Here is a 20,317-nt window from a genome sequence, read left to right as displayed (position 1 = left end):
GGCGAATGCCGATCCATAGCGCAGCCGTGCTTATAATGCCGAGGACTTGCGGGGGGAGATGTCTGATGTTGTTACGTGGCCTGACCATGCTGGTGCTGTTCCAATTGCTCGGCACGGCACTCAACCATTTGCTGTTGCCGGTGTTGCCGGGGCCGATCATCGGCTTGCTGCTGTTGCTGGTGTTCCTGATCATTCGTGGTGAAGTCGGCGAGCCGCTGAACCTCGCGGCCGGCAGCCTGCTGCGTTATCTGCCATTGCTGCTGGTGCCGCCGGCGGTGGGTGTGATGGTTTATGCGAGCGATATTGCCGCCGATTTCTGGGCGATTGTCGGCGCGCTGGTGCTGTCGTTGATCCTGTCGATGGCCTTCGCCGGGGTGCTGATGCAACGCCTGGTCAAGCGTCACGCGCCGCACTCGGAGGAGTCCTGATGCTTTTCGACTGGCAAGGTGCCTGGGCCTCGGTCATCCATCATCCGCTGTTCGGCATCGGCATCACTCTCGGTGCCTATCAACTGGTGCTGGCGGCGTTCGAGAAAACCCGCTGGATCTTTCTGCAACCGGTGCTGGTCTCGATGCTATTAGTGATTGGCGTGCTGGTCGGCTGCGGCCTGACCTACGCCGAGTACCGCAAGAGCACCGAGATCCTCAGCATTCTGCTGGGGCCAGCGACGGTGGCGCTGGCGGTGCCGCTGTATCTCAACCTCAAGCGCATCCGCCAATTGTTCTGGCCGATTTTTACTACGCTGGTGATAGGCGGGGTCGTCGCCACGGGCATGGGCGTATTGCTGGGCTGGTGGTTCGGTGCCGAGCACATGATCCTGATGACCATGGCGCCGAAGTCGGTGACCTCGCCGATTGCCATGCTGGTGGCCGAGCAGATCGGTGGTGTCGCGGCGCTGGCGGCGGTGTTCGTGCTGATCACCGGGGTGATCGGCGCGATCTTCGGCCCGGCGTTGCTGACCCGCCTCGGCGTGCACAGCCCTGAAGCGCGCGGCATGGCGCTGGGCATGACCGCGCACGCGGTCGGCACTTCGGTGGCGCTGCAGGAAAGCGATGAGTGCGGCGCCTTCGCGGCGCTGGCGATGAGTCTGATGGGCGTGGCCACGGCGGTGTTCCTGCCGTTGGCGGTGTCGATGGTGGTGTAAGGAAATGTCTATGAGTCTGCCGCTTTTTCCGCTGAACACAGTGCTGTTTCCCGGCTGCAACCTCGACTTGCAGATCTTCGAGGCGCGCTACCTGGACATGATCGGCCGCTGCATGAAACAGGGTGGCGGTTTCGGCGTGGTGTGCATCCTCGACGGCCACGAAGTCGGCGTTGCGCCAGAAGGCTTTGCCCTGGTCGGCTGCGAAGCGCGGATCACCGATTTCCAGCAACAGGATAACGGTCTGCTCGGGATCCGGGTGCAGGGCGGGCGGCGTTTTCAGGTATTGCGCACTGAGGTGCAGCGCGATCAGTTGATCCTCGCCGACGTCGAGTGGCTGGACGATGAGCCGGAGCAACCGCTGCAGGACGAAGACGCCGATCTGGTGGCGCTGCTCAAGGCCTTGGCCGAGCACCCGATGGTCGAGGCGTTGAACATGGGCAGCGAAGCGCTGGGGCAGCAGTCGCTGGCCAACCAGCTGGCGTATCTGCTGCCGTTCGCCGAAGAAGACAAGATCGACCTGCTGCAACTCGACGATCCGCAGCAGCGACTGGATGCGATCCAGGCGCTGCTTGATGAGTTGCAGGGCGAGCTGTTCGCCTGAGCGTCAGTAGGCGTAACGCAGCATCGTTTGCGGCAGATGTCTGAAGACAAACAGGCTGAACAGCAACAGCAGCGCCGGCAGAATCAGCCACCAGACCTTGAACGGCATGGCATTGAGCGGCGTCTGACGCTGGCTCAGCCACAGACCCGCCGCACACACGCATGCCGCCAGCATTGCGCCGGCCAGAATATCCGTCGGCCAATGCGCACCGAGGTACACCCGTGACAGGGCAATCGACAGCGCTGGAATACAGCCGAGCAGCAGCCAGGTCAGGCGCATGCGTGGCGGTTGGCCGCGACCGGCGAGAACCGCCAGCACCAGAAACAGCGCGAAAGCCCCCGACGCATGGCCGCTGGGCATGCTGTAACTGGTCAGCGGATCGGTCAGCACCTCCGGGCGGACCCGGGCGAAAAACTGTTTGGTGACGGTATTGAGCAGTGCGGTGCACAGCAGCACGCCACCGGCAAAGATTGCCTGGCGCCATTGCCGGCACAGCAGCAACAGGCCGGTAAGCAGGGCGCTGAACATCAGCATGTTGCGAAATTCACCGATCAGGGTGAACGTCACCGCGATCTCGTCCAGCATCGGTTGGCGATGTTCCTGCACCAGAGTCATCACGCCTTGGTCGAGGGCGTGCAGATACGGATAGCCAGTAAACAGGCCGATCAGAATCAACAGGCTCATGCTGCTGATCCAGATCGTCGCCCGGCGATGCTGGCGCAAGCTGCTGTTGACGCTCATGCCGACCATCACCGCAATACTGGCGGCAACGATGCCGGCCTGCAGCCAGAAACCTTCCGGCAGCGGCAAGCGGATCGCCGCGCCGGTGGCCCAACCCGGCAACAGGTAGGCGACGCTCCAGCCGGCGGCGGCCAGCAGGCTGACGGCGGCGAAACGCGGGAAGGGCATGTCGCACATCCCGGCGACCATCGGCAGCATCGGCCGCAACGGCCCGATGAAGCGCCCGACCAGCAGGCTGGCAATGCCGTAACGCTGGAAGTAGGTTTCGGCCCCGGCCATCCATTCCGGATGGTGGCGCAGCCCTGGCAAACGGCGGATATTCTGGTGGAAATGGCGGCCGAGGAAGTATGAGATCACGTCGCCGAGAATCCCGCCGAGAAAGCCCAGCAGCAGCGTTTCGCTCAGTGACAGCGCGCCACTGCCGGCCAGTACCGCGACGGCAAACAGCAACACCGTGCCGGGCACGATCAGCCCGGCAATTGCCAGGCACTCCACGCAAGCGACGATAAATACCGCAGCCGCCAGCCACTGCGGATTGGCGGCGAGCCACCCGGTCACGCTATCGAGCCATGGGCCCATACCAAAAACTCCATCAAATCTTCAAATTGATCCTTGTAGGAGTGAGCCTGCTCGCGATGGCGCCTGGTCAGTCGACTTCTTCGTTGACTGATGCACCGCTATCGCGAGCAGGCTCACTCCTACAGTGAATTCCTTTTACTTCAGCCCTGCCTCTAACCCCGGCAGCAAAAAATAATCGCGACCTTCGACCTGACCCCGGCGCAGCGGGTTCCGCGTACACCATTGCGCATAGCTGGCGTCGACGAAGCGGTACATCAGGTGTTCGTCGCGGCCCTGGGGGATGCCCAGGCGGGTGGTCTGGATAATCTGGGTCGGCGCCGGCCCGGTGTCTTCCACCAGCATCAGCTCATGATCGAAACGCTTGGCGTCCCACATCGGCACCTTCAACCCCAGCGCCTTGCACAGCAGCGTCTGCCCGGCGCAAAGCTTTTGCGAAGGACGCGGCCGGCCCTGGGCATCGGGATTGTTCAGCAGCATCTGCGCCAGACTCGCCGGCCCGCTGATTTCATCGACCCACGGGTAGGCGGACTTGATCAGCACCGCATTGCCGGGGCCCTGAGCGCTGAAGTTCAGCGAATCACCACCCCGTGCGTAATACATATAGATGTGTCCGCCATCCAGAAACAAAGCCTTACGCTTTTCCGTGTAGCCGAGCGATGCATGACTGCCTTTCTCCGCGCAGTAATAGGCTTCGGTTTCGATGATCCGGGCACTGAGCCACAGATCGCCGACCCGGTGGCGGATGACTTTGCCAAGCAGATCGCGGGCCAGCACTTGTGCGTCACGGTCGAAAAAAGCGTCCGGAAGGCCCAGAGGCAGGCGCTCGTCGGTGGCGCGAACGGTCAGGTTGGACATGGCAAACGGTAGTTATCCAGGCGAAGGAGGTCGTGATGATAACAATCCGCGGCTTAATTACGGCTGAACGTCGGCAAATTGCAGTCCATTTCGACCATCCGCCTGTCACCGCTGTTAGTCCCGGGACGCGACAGCTATAATCTGCCGCTTTCCTCTTTGCCAAGACCCCAGCAGACCATGACTGAGTCCGTTCTTGACTACATGACCCGATTGGGTCGCGCCGCCCGCGAAGCTTCCCGGGTCATCGGCCGTGCCAGCACCGCGCAGAAGAACCGCGCCCTGCAGGCTGCTGCCAATGCGCTGGACGCTGCTCGCGCCGAGCTGGCCGCAGCCAATGAACAGGATCTGGCCGCCGGTCGCGCCAATGGCCTGGAGCCGGCCCTGCTGGAGCGTCTGGAGCTGACTCCGGCGCGCATCGACGGCATGATCGTCGGCCTGCGTCAGGTGGCAGCATTGCCCGACCCGGTCGGTGCGATCCGTGACATGAGCTTCCGCCCGTCCGGGATTCAGGTCGGCAAGATGCGCGTGCCGCTGGGGGTGATCGGGATCATCTACGAATCCCGGCCCAATGTGACCATCGATGCCGCCAGTCTGTGCCTGAAGTCCGGCAACGCGACCATCCTGCGCGGTGGCTCCGAGGCGATTCATTCCAACCGCGCGATTGCCGCGTGCATCCAGCGCGGTCTGGCCGAGGCCGAATTGCCGGCAGCCGTGGTGCAAGTGGTCGAAACCACTGACCGTGCCGCCGTCGGCGCGATGATCACCATGCCCGAGTACGTCGACGTGATCGTGCCGCGCGGTGGCCGTGGCCTGATTGAACGAATCAGCCGCGATGCCCGGGTGCCGGTGATCAAGCATCTGGACGGCATCTGCCACGTATTTGTCAGCGAGCACGCCGATCTGGCGAAAGCCCAGCGCATCGCCTTCAATGCCAAGACTTATCGTTATGGCATCTGCGGGGCGATGGAGACTTTGCTCGTCGATCAAAGTGTTGCCAAGGATTTCCTGCCGTCGATGGCTGCCCAGTTCCGCGAGAAAGGCGTCGAGCTGCGTGGCTGCGAACGCACCCGGGCGATCATCGACGCGGTACCGGCCAGCGAAGACGACTGGAGCACCGAGTATCTGGCGCCGATCCTGTCGATCCGGGTGGTCGACGGACTGGACCAAGCCATCGAACACATTAACCATTACGGCTCGCATCACACCGACTCGATCGTCAGCGAAAACCTCGCCGACACCCGGCGTTTCGTCGCGGAAGTCGACTCGGCGTCGGTGATGATCAACACCCCCACGTGCTTCGCCGATGGATTCGAGTACGGATTGGGTGCCGAGATCGGCATTTCTACTGATAAGCTGCACGCCCGCGGCCCGGTGGGTCTCGAAGGACTGACCTGCGAGAAGTACATCGTGGTCGGTGATGGCCAGTTGCGCGGCCAGGCGACGGTCTGACTTGACCGACCTCGACCTGACAGCGCCGCTGCCTGACGGCGAACTCCGACCCCGGCGCATCGGCGTACTGGGCGGCACGTTCGATCCAGTGCACATCGGCCATTTGCGCGGTGCGCTGGAAGTCGCCGAAGCGCTGCTGCTCGACGAGCTGCGCATGATGCCCAGCGCCCGGCCGCCGCACCGCGATACGCCGCAGGTGTCGGCGCAGGATCGGTTGGCAATGGTTGAGTGCGCGGTGGCCGGAGTGCCGCCGCTGGTGGTGGACGCCCGCGAATTGCAGCGGGACAAGCCGTCCTACACCATTGATACCCTGGAGTTGATGCGTGCCGAAATGGCCGCCGAGACCCAGGTTTTTCTGCTTTTGGGCTGGGACGCATTTTGCGGCCTGCCCACTTGGCACCGCTGGGAAGAGTTGCTCCAGCATTGCCACATCCTGGTGCTACAGCGCCCGGACGCCGACAGCGAACCGCCGGATGCCTTGCGCAACCTGCTGGCAGCGCGTTCGGTGAGCGACCCGCTGGCCCTGAAAGGGCCGAGCGGACAGATTGCATTCGTCTGGCAGACTCCGCTCGCGGTTTCCGCCACCCAGATCCGTCAACTGCTGGCCAGCGGTAAGTCGGTACGTTTCCTGGTGCCCGACGCGGTCCTGGCCTACATCGATGCGCACGGTCTGTACCGTGCGTCGAACTGAACAAGGCGTGCTTCACTGATACGAATCCACGTATCGCCAAGCCGCCGAATACATGAGCAAAACGAGTTTTATATGACCGACAAAGATGTAAGCAAAGTTAAGCGCAAAGGCACCTTCAAGAGCGCGCCGCTGCCGGAAGTCGCCAACACCAATGAGCCGCTCAAGGGCGACGAGCTGGTCAAGGTTGCCGTGGCAGCCCTGGAAGACGTCAAGGCGCAAGACATCCAGATCATCGATGTGCGTGACAAGCAGAGCATCACCGACTACATGATCATCGCCACCGGTACTTCCAATCGCCAGATCAACGCGATGCTGGACAAGGTCCGTGAAGAAGTCAAAAAGCAGGGCGCCAAGCCGCTGGGCGAAGAAGGCAAGGGCGACAGCGACTGGGTTCTGCTCGACCTCGACCTGGTGATCGTGCACATGATGACCGCCTCGGCGCGTCAGTTCTACGACCTGGAACGCCTGTGGGCCGGCGCCGAGCAAAGCCGTGCGGCAGACGCCAAGCACCACAGCCCGGAAAACACCCACGAGCATTTCACCAAGCTCAACAAAGACCAGTTGTAAGGGATTGCTGTGCGACTGCGACTGATCGCCGTCGGTTCACGCATGCCCAAGTGGGTGGAAGAAGGCTGGCATGAATATGCCAAGCGTCTTCCGTCCGAGCTGGCGCTGGAACTGGTGGAAATTCCGCTCAATACCCGTGGCAAGAACGCCGACGTGGCCCGTTTCATCCGCCAGGAAGGCGAAGCCATGCTGGCCAAGGTCGGGCCGAACGAGCGGATTGTCACGCTGGAAGTCCACGGCAAGCCCTGGAGTACCGAGCAACTGGCGGTCGAACTCGACCGTTGGCGGCTGGATTCGCGCACGGTCAATTTCATGGTCGGCGGCCCCGAAGGGCTGGCGCCGGAAGTCTGCGCCCGCGCCGATCAGCGCTGGTCGTTGTCGCCGCTGACCTTGCCGCACCCGCTGGTGCGGATCCTGATCGGCGAACAGCTGTACCGTGCCTGGACCGTGCTGTCCGGTCACCCTTACCACAAGTAGTCCTGCCCTCATGTCTCAGCCGATCCGCATCAAGGACCACGAAAAGGACGCCCGCCTGGTGCGTAGCCGCGTCGTGTTCGGGGCTGTGGCGATCATGCTGTTGATCGGCGTGCTGATTGCGCGGCTGTACTACTTGCAGGTGATCCAGTACGAGTACCACTCGACGCTCTCGGAAAACAACCGGGTCCACGTGCAGCCGATTCCGCCGACCCGCGGGTTGATCTTCGACCGCAACGGCGTGGTGGTGGCGGACAACCGCCCCAGCTTCAGCCTGAGCATGACTCGCGAGCGCTCCGGCGACTGGCAGCAAGTGCTCGACGTGATCGTCGAAGTGCTGCAGCTGACGCCCGAGGACCGGGTGATCTTCGAGAAGCGCATGCGTCAGGGGCGCCGGCCGTTCGAGCCGGTGCCGATCCTGTTCGAGCTGACCGAAGAGCAGATCGCCCGGATCGCGGTGAACCAGTTCCGCCTGCCTGGGGTGGAAGTGGTTGCGCAGCTGGTGCGCCACTACCCGCAGGGCGCTCACTTTGCGCACTCGGTCGGTTACATGGGGCGGATCAACGAGAAAGAGCTGAAGACCCTCGACCCGGTCAACTACAGCGGCACTCACCACATCGGCAAGACCGGCATCGAGCGTTTCTACGAGCCGGAACTGCACGGCCAGGTGGGTTACGAGGAAGTCGAGACCAACGCCCGGGGCCGCGTATTGCGCGTGCTCAAGCGGACCGATCCGATTCCCGGCAAGGACATCGTCCTGAGTCTGGACATCAAACTGCAGGAAGCAGCCGAAGCCGCGCTGGGCGGGCGGCGCGGCGCGGTGGTTGCGCTCGATCCGAACACCGGCGAAGTGCTGGCGATGGTCAGTCAGCCGAGTTTCGACCCGAACCTGTTTGTCACCGGCATCAGCTTCAAGGCCTATGCCGAGCTGCGCGATTCCATCGACCGGCCGCTGTTCAACCGGGTGCTGCGCGGTCTGTATCCCCCGGGTTCGACGATCAAGCCGGCGGTGGCAATTGCCGGTCTTGATGCCGGAGTGGTGACGGCGTCGAGCCGGGTGTTCGACCCCGGTTACTACATGCTGCCCAACTACGATCACAAATACCGCAACTGGAACCGCACCGGTGACGGCTTCGTCGACCTCGACACGGCGATCATGCGTTCCAACGACACCTACTTCTATGACCTGGCGCACAAGCTGGGCATCGATCGGCTGTCGGCCTACATGAACAAGTTCGGCATCGGCCAGAAAGTCTCGCTGGACATGTTCGAAGAATCCCCTGGCCTGATGCCGTCCCGCGAGTGGAAGCGGGCGACGCGCAAGCAGGCGTGGTTCCCGGGCGAAACCCTGATTCTGGGGATCGGCCAGGGTTATATGCAGTCCACACCGTTGCAACTGGCGCAGGCCACGGCGCTGGTCGCCAACAAAGGCATCTGGAACCGCCCGCACCTGGCCAAGACCATCGAAGGCGCAAAACCTGTGGATGAGAACCCGATGCCGAACATCGTCCTGCGCGATCCGTCGGACTGGACCAAGGTCAACCACGGCATGCAGCAGGTGATGCACGGCGCCCGGGGTACCGCGCGCAAGGCGGCGATCGGTGCGCAATATCGAATTGCCGGCAAGTCGGGTACGGCTCAGGTCGTCGCGATCAAGCAAGGCGAGAAATACGACCGTTCCAAGGTTCAGGAGCGCCACCGCGACCACGCCTTGTTCGTCGGATTCGCCCCGGCCGACAACCCGAAAATAGTCGTTTCGGTGATGGTCGAGAACGGTGAGTCCGGTTCCGGAGTCGCCGCGCCAGTGGTGCGTCAGGTCATGGATGCCTGGCTTCTGGATCAGGATGGTCGGTTGAAGGCCGAATACGCCGGTCCTATCAGTGCGGAGGCTACGGCCCGTGATGAATAATTTTGATCGCATGCTCTCCAGCGAGGATGTGATGCGTCGCCGGGCGACGCTGCTGCAACGTCTGCATATCGATGGTCCGCTGTTGATCCTGCTGCTGATCCTCGCCGCAGGCAGTCTGTTCGTGCTGTATTCGGCCAGTGGCAAGAGCTGGGATCTGCTGGGTAAACAGGCCACCTCGTTCGGCATCGGTCTGGTGTCGATGATCGTCATTGCCCAGTTCGAACCGCGCTTCATGGCGCGTTGGGTGCCGCTCGGTTACGTGATCGGCGTGGTGCTGCTGTTGGTGGTGGACATCATGGGCCACAACGCCATGGGCGCGACGCGCTGGATCAACATCCCCGGGGTGATCCGCTTCCAGCCTTCGGAGTTCATGAAGATTCTGATGCCGGCGACGATTGCCTGGTATCTGTCCAAGCGCACGCTGCCGCCGCAGCTCAAGCACGTCGGCATCAGCCTGATGCTGATCGGTGTGCCGTTCATTCTGATCGTGCGCCAGCCTGACCTCGGGACTTCGCTGCTGATTCTGGCCGGCGGTGCGTTCGTGCTGTTCATGGGCGGCCTGCGCTGGCGCTGGATCCTCAGCGTGCTGGCTGCCGCCGTGCCGGTGGCGATCGCCATGTGGTTCTTCATCATGCACGACTACCAGAAGCAGCGGATCCTCACGTTCCTCGACCCGGAAAGCGATCCGCTCGGCACCGGCTGGAACATCATCCAGTCGAAAGCCGCGATCGGTTCCGGCGGTGTTTTCGGCAAGGGCTGGCTGCTGGGCACCCAGTCGCACCTGGACTTTTTGCCGGAAAGCCACACCGACTTCATCATCGCCGTACTGGGCGAAGAGTTCGGTCTGGTGGGCATCTGCGCGCTGCTGCTGATCTATCTGTTGCTGATCGGTCGCGGCCTGGTGATTACCGCCCAGGCGCAGACGCTGTTCGGCAAACTGCTCGCCGGCGCGCTGACCATGACGTTTTTTGTTTATGTTTTCGTCAACATCGGTATGGTCAGTGGCCTGTTGCCGGTGGTGGGGGTGCCGTTGCCCTTCATTAGCTACGGAGGAACTTCGCTGGTGACACTGCTGTCAGCGTTTGGGGTTTTGATGTCGATTCATACGCATCGCAAGTGGATCGCACAGGTTTGAATAAGGTGAAGAGTTCAATGCAAGTCATGCGCAGCTGGGCGACTCGTTACGCGCCGTGGGTCGGCCTGGTCGGCATCCTTGGCAGCGCGCAGGAAGCGCTGGCCGGCGATTACGAAGGTTCACCGCAGGTGGCCGAATTCGTCGGTGAAATGACCCGCGACTACGGTTTTGCCGGCGAGCAACTGATGGCGGTGTTCCGCGAGGCCCAGCGCAAGCAGGCGATTCTCGACGCGATCTCCAAACCCGCCGAGCGGGTCAAACAGTGGAAAGAATATCGCCCGATGTTCATCACCGACGCGCGCATCGCCCGTGGTGTGGACTTCTGGCGCCAGCACGAGGCCGTACTGGCCCGTGCCGAGCAGGAATATGGCGTACCGGCACAAGTCATCGTGTCGATCATCGGCGTCGAGACCTTTTTCGGACGTAATACCGGCAATTACCGGGTGATTGATGCGTTGTCCACGCTCGGTTTCGACTATCCTCCCCGTGCCGAATTTTTCCGCAAGGAATTGCGTGAGTTCCTGCTGCTGGCCCGCGAAGAACAGGTCGATCCGTTGACCCTCAAGGGCTCGTACGCCGGGGCGATGGGCTTGCCGCAGTTCATGCCGAGCAGCTTTCGCGCCTATGCGGTGGATTTCGACGGTGACGGTCACATCAATATCTGGACCAATCCGGACGATGCGATCGGCAGCGTGGCCAGTTACTTCAAGCGGCATGGCTGGGTCGCCGGGGAACCGGTGGTCAGCCGCGCCGACGTGCGCGGCGAACAGGTCGATGAAGGCCTGACCACCGGCATCGAGCCGACGAAAACGGTCGGAGAGTTGCGAGCGCTGGGCTGGTCAAGTCATGATGCGCTGCGCGATGATATGCCGGTTACTGCATTTCGCCTCGAAGGCGACAACGGCCCTGAATACTGGATGGGCCTGAAGAATTTCTACGCGATCACGCGTTATAACCGCAGCGTGATGTACGCCATGGCTGTACATCAACTGTCTGAAGAGCTGGTAAAAGCACGGGGCGTCAAGTAATGCGGGCATTGCCTATCAATAAACCCCTGAAGCTGGTGGCATTCGCTGCGTTGGCGGTGCTGGTCGCCAGCTGTTCGACCAGCCGCGCGCCGACCCAGAAGACCCCGTCCACTGCCGTGCGTGCACAGCCGGGGCTGGACATCAACCGCGCGCACAAAGACGGCGCGCCGTGGTGGGATGTCGATGTTTCGCGAATCCCGGACGCCACGCCGACCCTGCACACCGGTCCGTACAAGGCCAACCCGTACACCGTGCTGGGCAAGACCTATTTCCCGCTGCAGGAATCCAAGACCTACGTCGCCTCGGGCACGGCGTCCTGGTACGGCACCAAGTTCCACGGGCAGAACACCGCCAACGGCGAAGTGTATGACCTGTACGGCATGAGTGCCGCCCACAAGACTCTGCCACTGCCAAGTTACGTTCGGGTGACCAATCTGGACAACAACAAGAGCGTGATCCTGCGGGTCAACGATCGCGGGCCGTTCTATTCGGACCGGATCATCGACTTGTCCTACGCGGCCGCGAAGAAGCTCGGTTATGCCGAAACCGGCACCGCGCGGGTCAAGGTCGAGGGCATCGATCCGCAGCAATGGTGGGCCGCCAAGGGCCGTCCGGCGCCGCTGATGCTCAACGAGCCGCGAGTCGCGCAGAATAGCGCCCCGGTGATCACGGCGTCGGCCGGTACCATCGAGCAGTGGACTCCGCCGCCGCAGCAACATGCCTCTGACACTGTCCCTGTACAGATCAGCGCAAAAAAAAACGCTTCTGCACCAGCGTCTGGCCAGTATCTGCAGGTGGGCGCGTTCGCCAACCCGGACGCTGCAGAACTCCTGAGGTCGAAGCTCAGCGGGATGGTGAGCGCTCCGGTGTTCATCAGCTCGATCGTGCGCAATCAGCAGACCCTGCACCGGGTACGCCTGGGGCCGATCGGTTCGCCGGGTGAAATCGCCCAGGTGCAGAACAGTGTGCGCCTGGCCAATCTCGGCTCGCCGAGCGTGGTCACAGAGTAAGAAACGTAGCACTTGATTGACGGTTCACCTGCGGTTTTGGGGGGTGAACCAGGTTGTTGGCTCGTCGAAGAACAAAAGCCCGGCAAGGGTGACTGGAGTGAGCAACTGAACACGCGATGGCCCGTTAAAAGGCTGTCTGAATAGTTTTGCCCTCGGGCAAGTTTCCATTAGCGATTTCGAGAGACGGATGAACATCACCACCTTTGCCAAACGCCTGTGTCTGCTAGTCCCGCTGCTCCTCTCGCCAGCCGCCTTCGCGGCCGAGATGATGCCGTCGCCACCTCAACTGGCTGCAAAAGCCTACGTGCTCATGGACGCCAGCAGCGGCAACGTGCTGGTGGAGAACAACGGTGACCAGCGTCTGCCGCCAGCCAGCCTGACCAAACTGATGACCGCGTACATCGCTACGCTGGAAATCCGTCGTGGCCAGATCGGTGAGAACGACCCGGTGACCGTCAGCGAAAACGCCTGGCGTACCGGCGGTTCGCGGATGTTCATCAAAGTCGGCTCGCAAGTGACCGTCAGCGACCTGCTGCACGGCATCATCATCCAGTCCGGCAACGATGCCAGCGTGGCGCTGTCCGAGCACATCGCCGGCAGCGAAGACGCGTTCGCCGACCTGATGAACAAGACGGTCACCGATCTGGGCATGACCAACTCGCACTTCATGAACCCGACCGGTCTGCCAAACCCTGAGCACTACTCGTCGGCTCACGACATGGCGATCCTGGCGCGCGCGATCATCCACGAAGACCCGGCTCACTACGCGATCTACTCGCAGAAAGAGTTCTTCTGGAACGGCATCAAGCAGCCTAACCGCAACCTGCTGCTGTGGCGCGACAAGACCGTTGACGGTCTGAAAACCGGTCATACCGACGAAGCCGGCTACTGCATGGTGTCCTCGGCTGTCCGTGACGGCCAGCGTCTGATCGCCGTGGTGTTCGGCACCAACAGTGAAGTGGCGCGCGCCGCTGAAACCCAGAAACTGCTGACCTACGGCTTCCGTTTCTTCGAAACCCAGACCTTCTACCAGAAGGGCACCGAACTGGCTCAGGCCCCGGTGTGGAAAGGCACCACCAGTCAAGTCAAGGCCGGCCTGGCTCAAGACCTGACCATGACCCTGCCAAAAGGCCAGCTGAAAAAGCTCGCTGCCAGCATGACCATGAACCCGCAACTGATCGCGCCAATCGCCAAGGGCGATGTGATCGGTAAAGTCGAAGTGAAACTGGACGACAAGGTAGTGCACAGCGCCGACCTGATCGCTCTGGACGCTGTCGAGGAGGGTGGTATCTTCCGCCGCATGTGGGATAGCATCCGTCTATTCTTCTACGGCTTGTTCAACTGATTGAGTGTTGACCTGCATGGCCCCGTTCCTGTCCGGTTCGGGGCCATGTGCGTTACCACGGCTTACGCTTACGAGGCCGTTACGCCATGACCGATACCGAAGTAAAGGCGCCAAAGATCGAATTCCCCGCTAAGGACTACCCGATTAAAGTGATCGGTGAGACAGGTGTTGGGAACAAGGACAAGATCGTCGCAATCGTTGAGAAGCATGCGGACATCAATCATAGCCTTGATGTCGAACGCCAAAGCACCAACGGCAAGTACACCACCATCCAGTTGCACATCGTCGCGACCGATCAGGATCAGCTGTACAACATCAACAGCGAACTGCGGGCGACCGGTTTCGTGCACATGGTGTTGTGATGCCGGGCACGCTGGGCTTTCGCGAACTTGGCCAGATGGCTTATGAGCCGGTCTGGCATGCCATGCAACGCTTCACCAACGAACGTGGCAGCAATGCCGCCGACGAAATCTGGCTGGTCGAGCACCCTCCAGTGTTCACCCAGGGCCAGGCCGGCAAAGCCGAACATCTGTTGCTGCCGGGCGATATCCCGGTCGTACAGGTCGATCGCGGCGGGCAGGTGACTTATCATGGCCCGGGCCAGTTGGTCGCCTACCTGTTGCTGGACGTACGCAAGCTCGGTTTCGGCGTACGTGATCTGGTCACGCGCATGGAACAGTGCCTGATCGAACTGCTGGCCAGCTACGGCGTCACCGCCGCCGCCAAGCCAGATGCTCCCGGCGTCTACGTCGATGGAGCGAAAATCGCTTCTCTGGGTTTGCGGATTCGCCACGGTTGCTCCTTTCATGGCCTGGCCTTGAACGTGGATATGAACCTGGAGCCGTTTCGACGGATTAATCCCTGCGGCTATGCCGGGCTGGCGATGACCCAGCTGAGCGATCACGCAGGATCGATTGAATTTGCCGAGGTAAGTGCCCGGCTGCGCGCGCAGCTCGTCAAACACCTCGACTATGCTGAGCAGACGACCCTGACGGGCGGAATCGACTGATATGACTACTGATGCAGTGCAAACCATGATCCCGACGCTCGACGTGACCGAGCGCCCGGCCCCGCGTCCCAAGGTTGAAGCCGGCGTCAAGCTGCGCGGCGCCGAGAAGGTTGCACGCATCCCGGTAAAGATCATTCCGACCACCGAACTGCCGAAGAAACCCGACTGGATTCGCGTGCGCATCCCGGTTTCGCCGGAAGTCGACCGGATCAAGAGTCTGCTGCGCAAGCACAAGCTGCACAGCGTCTGCGAAGAAGCCTCCTGCCCGAACCTGGGCGAGTGCTTCTCCGGCGGCACCGCGACCTTCATGATCATGGGCGACATCTGCACCCGTCGTTGCCCGTTCTGCGACGTTGGCCACGGTCGTCCGAAGCCACTGGACGTCAACGAGCCGGAAAGCCTGGCGATCGCCATTGCCGACCTCAAGCTCAAGTACGTGGTGATCACCTCGGTTGACCGCGACGACCTGCGCGACGGCGGTGCCCAGCACTTTGCCGACTGCATCCGCGAGATCCGCAAGCTGTCGCCGAACGTGCAGCTGGAAACCCTGGTTCCGGACTACCGTGGCCGCATGGACATCGCCCTGGAAATCACCGCCGCCGAGCCGCCGGATGTGTTCAACCACAACCTGGAAACCGTGCCGCGTCTGTACAAGGCTGCGCGTCCGGGTTCTGACTACCAGTGGTCGCTGACCCTGCTGCAACGCTTCAAGCAGATGATGCCGCACATTCCGACCAAGTCCGGCCTGATGCTGGGTCTGGGCGAGACCGACGAAGAAGTCATCGAAGTCATGAAGCGCATGCGCGAACACGACATCGACATGCTGACCCTCGGCCAGTACCTGCAACCGTCGCGCAGCCACTTGCCGGTGCAGCGTTTCGTGCACCCGGACACCTTCGCCTGGTTCGCCGAGGAAGGTTACAAGATGGGCTTCAAGAACGTCGCTTCCGGCCCGCTGGTACGTTCCTCGTACCACGCCGACGAGCAGGCGAAACTGGTCAAGGCCGAGCTGCTCGGTTCCTGATCCGGCGCTGATAGCCTCGAAAAATACCCGCTTCGGCGGGTATTTTTGTTTGGGCCTGTCAAAACCTGTGGCGAGGGAGCTTGCTCCCGCCAGGGTGCGACGCAGTCCCAAAAATCTTGGGGTCGCTGCGCAACCCAGCGGGAGCAAGCTCCATCGCCACGGGTTATTGGGTAGTTTCACCTCTTTTGTTTATTTCCGTTCCTGACTACTGTGTCTGCAAGACTTCACACAGGGAGACCCATGGATGACCGTTCGACCGACCCACACCCTTTTTCCGCACAAACCCGTACCGGCGCTGCCGTCCGAAGGGCTGATCGGTGTGATCGCCCCTGCTGGCCCCGGTGCGCTGGACACGGAAAAGGCTGTGCAGTGGATGCGCGCCCGCGGATATGCGCTGAAAGTGTTCCCCGGTGTCTACGAGAAGGACGGCTATCTGGCCGGCAGCGACGACGTACGCCTCAATGACCTGCACGCCGCATTCGCTGACCCCGATGTCGACGCGATCATTTGCCTGCGCGGCGGCTACGGCACACCGCGGCTGCTGGACCGGATTGATTACGATCTGCTGAGCCGTCACGCCAAGCCGTTTGTCGGCTACAGCGACATCACCGCACTGCATCTGGCGATCAGTCGCTACACCGGTTTTGTGACCTTCCACGGCCCGCTGCTCAATGCCGATTTGCTGGGCGACAAGGAGCCGCCGACCGTCACCTCATTCTTCGCCATGCTGCGCGGTCAGTTGAAGGCGGGCAGTGTGCTGAGTCATCCGGTGGCTTATCCGTTGACCACGGTCGAACCGGGCATCGCGCATGGGCGCTTGCTTGGCGGCAATCTGGCGATGATTGCTTCGACGCTGGGCACGCCTTATGAAATCGACGTGGAAGGGGTGATCCTGCTGATCGAGGACGTCAACGAGCCGTTGTACAGGATCGATCGTTTGCTCACGCAGATGCGTCTGGCCGGCAAACTGGCCCGATTGCGTGGGGTGCTGGTTGGTGATGTGGCCGGGGTCGATATCGAGGCGCTGAATCGCTTGCTCAAGCAGACGTTCGAACCATTACGGATTCCGGTGCTGTCGGGGTGGCGCAGCGGGCATTGCGACCCGAACCTGACGCTGCCGATGGGGGCGCTGGTTCGCTTGGATGCCGGGAAGAAGGAATTGATGTTGGAACAGGATGTAGTGATCAAACGCTAGGGTTTGGTTGCCAGTGAGTCAGTCTTCGGGAGCAAGCCCCCTCCCACATTTGATTCGCGTCGTACACAGAACCAATGTGGGAGCGGGCTTGCTCGCGAAGCGGCATCAGCCAGACGACTATCTTTCTATTGAGTACGCAGGCTCTCAAGCAACTTATGCGTCGGATAACCATCCGCCGGCCAACCCAGCGCCTGCTGGGCGCTGCGAATCGCTTTACGCGTATTGGCGCCGATAATCCCGTCCGCCGTGCCTGCATCGTAGTTACGCGCGCTCAGCAGCGTCTGTAATTCGATACGCTCGGTACGGCTCAATGGCAGGTCATCTTTCGGCCAGGTGCCGTTGATCAGGCCTGCGCCGTTGAAGCGCTCGGACAACAGGCTCACCGCCAGCGCATAGGACGACGAGTTGTTGTACTTGAGGATTGCCCGGAAGTTGTCGAGGATCAGGAACGCCGGGCCACGGTAACCGGCCGGCAGCAGCAGGGCCGCGGACAGCTGTTCCGAACCGGCCGGGGCCTGACCGCCATTGGGCAGGATTACTCCCAGTTGCCGCCATTCGGCGACGGTCTTGCGAATCGCGCCATCGGCCAGGGTGTAGTTGAAGCTGCTCGGCAATTGCACTTCGAAGCCCCATGGCTGACCACGTTGCCAGCCGGAGCTTTGCAGGTAATGCGCGGTGGAGGCCAGGGCGTCGGCCGGGCTGCCCCAGATGTCGCGGCGCCCGTCACCGTCGAAATCCACGGCGTGGGTGTTGTAGGTGGTCGGAATGAACTGGGTCTGGCCCATCGCCCCGGCCCACGAGCCGAGCATCTTCTCAGGGGTGATATCGCCCTGTTGCAGAATCTGCAGGGCTGCGATCAGTTGCGCATGAGCAAAGCCCGGGCGGCGGCCTTCATAGGCCAGGGTCGCCAACGAGTTGATCACCGATTTGCTGCCCTGGAACTGGCCGAAATTGCTTTCCATGCCCCACACCGACACCAGTGCCTGGCGATCCACGCCATAACGCTGCTCGATGCTTTGCAGGATGTCGGCGTACTGGCTGATCAGCGCCTGACCCTTGCGCACCCGCAGCGGCGACAGGGCGCCGTCGAGGTATTCCCAGACCGGACGGGAGAACTCTGGTTGACTGCGGTCGGCTTTGATCACACTGGCATCGAAGCTGACATTGGCAAAGGCGCGATCAAACAGATCGGCGCGGATCCCGGCGGCGAGGGCGTCCTTGCGGAAACCCGCCTGCCATTCGGCAAACGTCTGGGTTGGCTGAAGATCAAGCGGGTCAGCGGACGGCACTACCGGCGGGATGATCGCTGGGGCTGTGGCGACTGGGGCGGCTTGCAGGGGTTGCGCATCGGCGGCGGTAGGTTTTTCCGCGCAGGCGACAAGCAGAATGAAGCTGGAGGCAGCGATCAGTTGGCGAACGGGCCAACGACGGGAAAGACTGAAGGGCATGCACGGTTCCAGAGGATACGAATCAGGTGCAGACCTTAACATGACCGGGGGGTGGTGTGCTTCAGGCAGCCAGAAAGTAAGAAGCCTCCCAGTTGTCAGACTGGAAGGCTTCGCGGCGGTAGCTGCCTTTACCCTTGGCTGGTCGTTCCTGGCGGCTGCGGAACAGGGGTTGGGCGATGATGGACTTGGCCTTGTTCGGGCCATGTTTCGATGGCTTTTTGCTCATGATGATTCTCTCGGTAGGTGGGTGCTGCGGGGCGAATAATCTGCCGAAGCCGCGCGTCTGTCCAGCCTCTATTGCGTAGGAATATTCTGACGCCTTCGCGAGCAAGCCCGCTCCCGCAGTCGATCGCATTCACCTGATAGAACTCGGTCGACTGTGGGAGCGGGCTTGCTCGCGAAGGGGGGATGCGGTTGAACGTCTTACTCGGCGGGCAGTGAAAGGCGTTGGCCGGACATCAACAGCGCTAACCGGCTCAGGCTCATCCAGGGTGAGCCGGCGGCCTGCCCCTTGATCTGCGCATCGATGCGTTGCGCTTCGAGCAACAACTGCGCCCAGCGTTGCGCCGAGTAGCGTTGCAGGGCTTTGCTCATCAGGGGTTTGCGCTTGTCCCAGACTGGCGGTTTCGCCTGGCTGAAGCACTTGTCCAGCGGCGTGCCCTGGCTGTACTGCAGCGAGATATTGGCCAGCAGGCGCAACTCCCGCGCCAGTGCCCAGAGAATCACCGGTGGCTCGACGCCTTCACCGCGCAGGCCTTCAAGCATGCGCAAGGCGTGTGCCGGTTCGCCGTTGAGCACGGCGTCAGTCAGACCAAACACGTCGAAGCGCGCACTGTCGGCCACTGCGGCCTGCACGGTTTCGACGGTGATCTGCCCACCTTCGGCCATCAGTTTGAGCTTTTCGATTTCCTGCGCGGCGGCGAGCAGGTTGCCCTCCACGCGTGCGGCAATCAGTTCGACTGCGTCCTGGCTGGCCGATAAACCGGCTTGCGACAGACGCTGGCGGATCCAGCTCGGTAGCTGATTGGCATCCACCGGCCAGATCTGGATGAACTGGGTCTGCTGGCCTTCGACCAGCGCCTTGCCCCACTTGGTCTTCTGCGCACTGCCATCGAGCTTGGGCAGGCTGATCAGCAGCACCGTGTCTTCGGCGGGGCGCGAGCAGTATTCGATCAGCGCTGCAGCGCCCTTGTCACCGGGTTTGCCTGACGGCAAGCGCAGTTCCAGCAGGCGCTTTTCAGCGAACAGGGACATGCTGGCGCCGGCCTGCAACAAGGTACCCCAATCGAAATTGGCGTCGGCGGCGAACACCTGGCGCTCGTCGAAACCTTGCTGGCGGGCAGCACTGCGGATAGCGTCGGCGGCTTCCTGGCACAACAGCGGGTCATCGCCGCTGATGATATAGACGGGCGCAAGCGCGCTTTGCAGGTGTTTGCCGAGTTGAGCGGGAGCGAGCTTCATAAGAGACGGCGAACGGGGCGCCTGAGCGCCCCGTACGTCTTACTGCTGCGGCAGTTCGAGCGGCGACTGGCGCGGGGTTTCCGCTTCAGCTTTCTGTGCCGCCTTCAGCGCGTCGGCTTCAGCCCGGGCACGGTCGTTGGCCGCTTGCTGCAATTGCTGCAGTTGGCCCGGCGTCAGCTGTTGCAGGCGCAGCATCATGCGTTGAACCAGTTCGCGACGGGTTTCGCGACGGGCGTCGTTGGCTTCCTGATCGGAGCCGACGAGGTTGTTGCCGTCGTGGATGAACACTTTCTGCACTTCAAGCTTGTCGCTCAACAGGTTCAGGTTGTGTTCGCCGACGATGTCGTAGTTCAGCACGGTACTGACTTGATATTCGCCAGTACGGCCCGCGCCAGCGTAGCTGAGGATGCGCTGGCTTTCCTGCTCGTCAGCCAGATACAGCTTGTACGGCGCACCGCTGTAGACTTTGACGCCGCTGGCCTCCAGCACTTGACGCAGTTGGGTGACGGTCTCGCCATAAGCGTTGCGGGCGCTCAGATCGAGCTCCTTGATCGTCAGTTCGTTGGTGCCGGTGCCACGCAGCTGGAAACCGCAGGCGCTCAGCAGAACGGCGAGGCCCATCACCAGCAGATTGCGTTTGATCATTGTGTTG

General features: G+C 61.9%; 22 protein-coding genes. 16 read left to right on the top strand and 6 right to left on the bottom strand.

The features are described 5' to 3' along the window. Positions 1-65 precede the first annotated feature (65 nt). The 3 genes from ACS4NR_RS18090 to ACS4NR_RS18080 are packed head-to-tail and all read left to right on the top strand — an operon-like array spanning position 66 to position 1,745. Complete coding sequence (locus ACS4NR_RS18090; RefSeq protein ID WP_095139173.1) at positions 66-428, top strand: CidA/LrgA family protein; 363 nt, start codon at positions 66-68, stop codon at positions 426-428. Further along, positions 428-1,144, top strand: coding sequence for an LrgB family protein (locus tag ACS4NR_RS18085; RefSeq protein WP_007960614.1), 717 nt, complete (start codon positions 428-430; stop codon positions 1,142-1,144). The genes ACS4NR_RS18090 and ACS4NR_RS18085 overlap by 1 nt, the downstream gene beginning before the upstream one ends. A gap of 10 nt (positions 1,145-1,154) precedes the next feature. Continuing rightward, a complete protein-coding gene (locus ACS4NR_RS18080) occupies positions 1,155-1,745 on the top strand; it encodes an LON peptidase substrate-binding domain-containing protein (RefSeq protein ID WP_115986841.1) in 591 nt (196 codons plus the stop codon). A 3-nt stretch (positions 1,746-1,748) separates the two neighbouring features. Here the strand turns inward: ACS4NR_RS18080 and ACS4NR_RS18075 are convergent, their stop codons facing one another. Together ACS4NR_RS18075 and ACS4NR_RS18070 are read right to left on the bottom strand one after the other, a co-directional pair. Next, positions 1,749-3,065 (bottom strand): bifunctional DedA family/phosphatase PAP2 family protein, encoded by a 1,317-nt coding sequence (locus ACS4NR_RS18075; protein WP_095139177.1) that lies wholly within the window; start codon positions 3,063-3,065, stop codon positions 1,749-1,751. A 135-nt stretch (positions 3,066-3,200) separates the two neighbouring features. Then, positions 3,201-3,920, bottom strand: coding sequence for a DNA-3-methyladenine glycosylase (locus ACS4NR_RS18070; RefSeq protein ID WP_456018007.1), 720 nt, complete (start codon positions 3,918-3,920; stop codon positions 3,201-3,203). Between the two features lie 177 nt (positions 3,921-4,097). On the opposite strand from ACS4NR_RS18070, the gene ACS4NR_RS18065 reads away from it, so the two are divergent. From ACS4NR_RS18065 to ACS4NR_RS18005, 13 genes are all read left to right on the top strand, one after another. Beyond that, entirely contained in the window at positions 4,098-5,369 is a 1,272-nt protein-coding gene (locus ACS4NR_RS18065) for a glutamate-5-semialdehyde dehydrogenase (protein WP_456018006.1), read from the top strand. Then, entirely contained in the window at positions 5,338-6,060 is a 723-nt protein-coding gene (gene nadD / locus ACS4NR_RS18060) for a nicotinate-nucleotide adenylyltransferase (RefSeq protein ID WP_049827899.1), read from the top strand. The genes ACS4NR_RS18065 and nadD overlap by 32 nt, the downstream gene beginning before the upstream one ends. A 72-nt stretch (positions 6,061-6,132) precedes the next feature. After that, the gene (rsfS, locus tag ACS4NR_RS18055) at positions 6,133-6,627 is read left to right on the top strand and encodes a ribosome silencing factor (RefSeq protein ID WP_007960601.1); all 495 of its coding nucleotides are present in this window, start codon (positions 6,133-6,135) and stop codon (positions 6,625-6,627) included. Positions 6,628-6,636: 9 nt separating this feature from the next. Next, positions 6,637-7,104 (top strand): 23S rRNA (pseudouridine(1915)-N(3))-methyltransferase RlmH, encoded by a 468-nt coding sequence (rlmH, locus tag ACS4NR_RS18050; protein WP_003185785.1) that lies wholly within the window; start codon positions 6,637-6,639, stop codon positions 7,102-7,104. A gap of 10 nt (positions 7,105-7,114) precedes the next feature. Beyond that, positions 7,115-9,010, top strand: a complete 1,896-nt coding sequence (mrdA, locus tag ACS4NR_RS18045; RefSeq protein ID WP_095139185.1) for a penicillin-binding protein 2 — start codon at positions 7,115-7,117, stop codon at positions 9,008-9,010. A gap of 31 nt (positions 9,011-9,041) precedes the next feature. Continuing rightward, the gene (gene rodA / locus ACS4NR_RS18040) at positions 9,042-10,145 is read left to right on the top strand and encodes a rod shape-determining protein RodA (protein ID WP_166497270.1); all 1,104 of its coding nucleotides are present in this window, start codon (positions 9,042-9,044) and stop codon (positions 10,143-10,145) included. Between the two features lie 17 nt (positions 10,146-10,162). Then, positions 10,163-11,173 (top strand): lytic murein transglycosylase B, encoded by a 1,011-nt coding sequence (mltB, locus tag ACS4NR_RS18035; RefSeq protein ID WP_007960589.1) that lies wholly within the window; start codon positions 10,163-10,165, stop codon positions 11,171-11,173. After that, positions 11,173-12,183, top strand: a complete 1,011-nt coding sequence (locus tag ACS4NR_RS18030) for a septal ring lytic transglycosylase RlpA family protein (RefSeq protein WP_115986835.1) — start codon at positions 11,173-11,175, stop codon at positions 12,181-12,183. Before mltB ends, ACS4NR_RS18030 begins: the two co-directional genes overlap by 1 nt. 187 nt (positions 12,184-12,370) lie before the next feature. Next, positions 12,371-13,528, top strand: a complete 1,158-nt coding sequence (locus ACS4NR_RS18025) for a D-alanyl-D-alanine carboxypeptidase family protein (protein ID WP_095139191.1) — start codon at positions 12,371-12,373, stop codon at positions 13,526-13,528. Between the two features lie 86 nt (positions 13,529-13,614). Next, the gene (locus tag ACS4NR_RS18020; protein ID WP_095139193.1) at positions 13,615-13,890 is read left to right on the top strand and encodes a DUF493 domain-containing protein; all 276 of its coding nucleotides are present in this window, start codon (positions 13,615-13,617) and stop codon (positions 13,888-13,890) included. After that, the gene (gene lipB, locus ACS4NR_RS18015) at positions 13,890-14,537 is read left to right on the top strand and encodes a lipoyl(octanoyl) transferase LipB (RefSeq protein ID WP_025108695.1); all 648 of its coding nucleotides are present in this window, start codon (positions 13,890-13,892) and stop codon (positions 14,535-14,537) included. Before ACS4NR_RS18020 ends, lipB begins: the two co-directional genes overlap by 1 nt. 25 nt (positions 14,538-14,562) lie before the next feature. Further along, a complete protein-coding gene (gene lipA / locus ACS4NR_RS18010; RefSeq protein ID WP_160768663.1) occupies positions 14,563-15,561 on the top strand; it encodes a lipoyl synthase in 999 nt (332 codons plus the stop codon). A gap of 244 nt (positions 15,562-15,805) precedes the next feature. Continuing rightward, positions 15,806-16,756: a S66 peptidase family protein gene (locus ACS4NR_RS18005; protein WP_456018005.1), complete on the top strand. Its 951-nt coding sequence runs from the start codon at positions 15,806-15,808 to the stop codon at positions 16,754-16,756. 125 nt (positions 16,757-16,881) lie between these two features. On the opposite strand, the gene ACS4NR_RS18000 is transcribed toward ACS4NR_RS18005, so the two are convergent. From ACS4NR_RS18000 to ACS4NR_RS17985, 4 genes are all read right to left on the bottom strand, one after another. Continuing rightward, positions 16,882-18,204 (bottom strand): lytic murein transglycosylase, encoded by a 1,323-nt coding sequence (locus tag ACS4NR_RS18000; protein WP_115986832.1) that lies wholly within the window; start codon positions 18,202-18,204, stop codon positions 16,882-16,884. 61 nt (positions 18,205-18,265) lie between these two features. After that, entirely contained in the window at positions 18,266-18,430 is a 165-nt protein-coding gene (arfA, locus tag ACS4NR_RS17995; RefSeq protein ID WP_007975872.1) for an alternative ribosome rescue factor ArfA, read from the bottom strand. A 197-nt stretch (positions 18,431-18,627) separates the two neighbouring features. Then, positions 18,628-19,665: a DNA polymerase III subunit delta gene (gene holA / locus ACS4NR_RS17990; RefSeq protein ID WP_456018004.1), complete on the bottom strand. Its 1,038-nt coding sequence runs from the start codon at positions 19,663-19,665 to the stop codon at positions 18,628-18,630. Between the two features lie 39 nt (positions 19,666-19,704). After that, positions 19,705-20,310 (bottom strand): LPS-assembly lipoprotein LptE, encoded by a 606-nt coding sequence (locus ACS4NR_RS17985; RefSeq protein WP_456018003.1) that lies wholly within the window; start codon positions 20,308-20,310, stop codon positions 19,705-19,707. Positions 20,311-20,317 lie beyond the last annotated feature (7 nt).

The sequence above is a fragment of the Pseudomonas sp. JQ36 genome (genome assembly GCF_053851495.1).
Note: the sequence above shows the minus strand (reverse complement) of the source record. Positions and strands in the feature narration are given on the sequence as shown.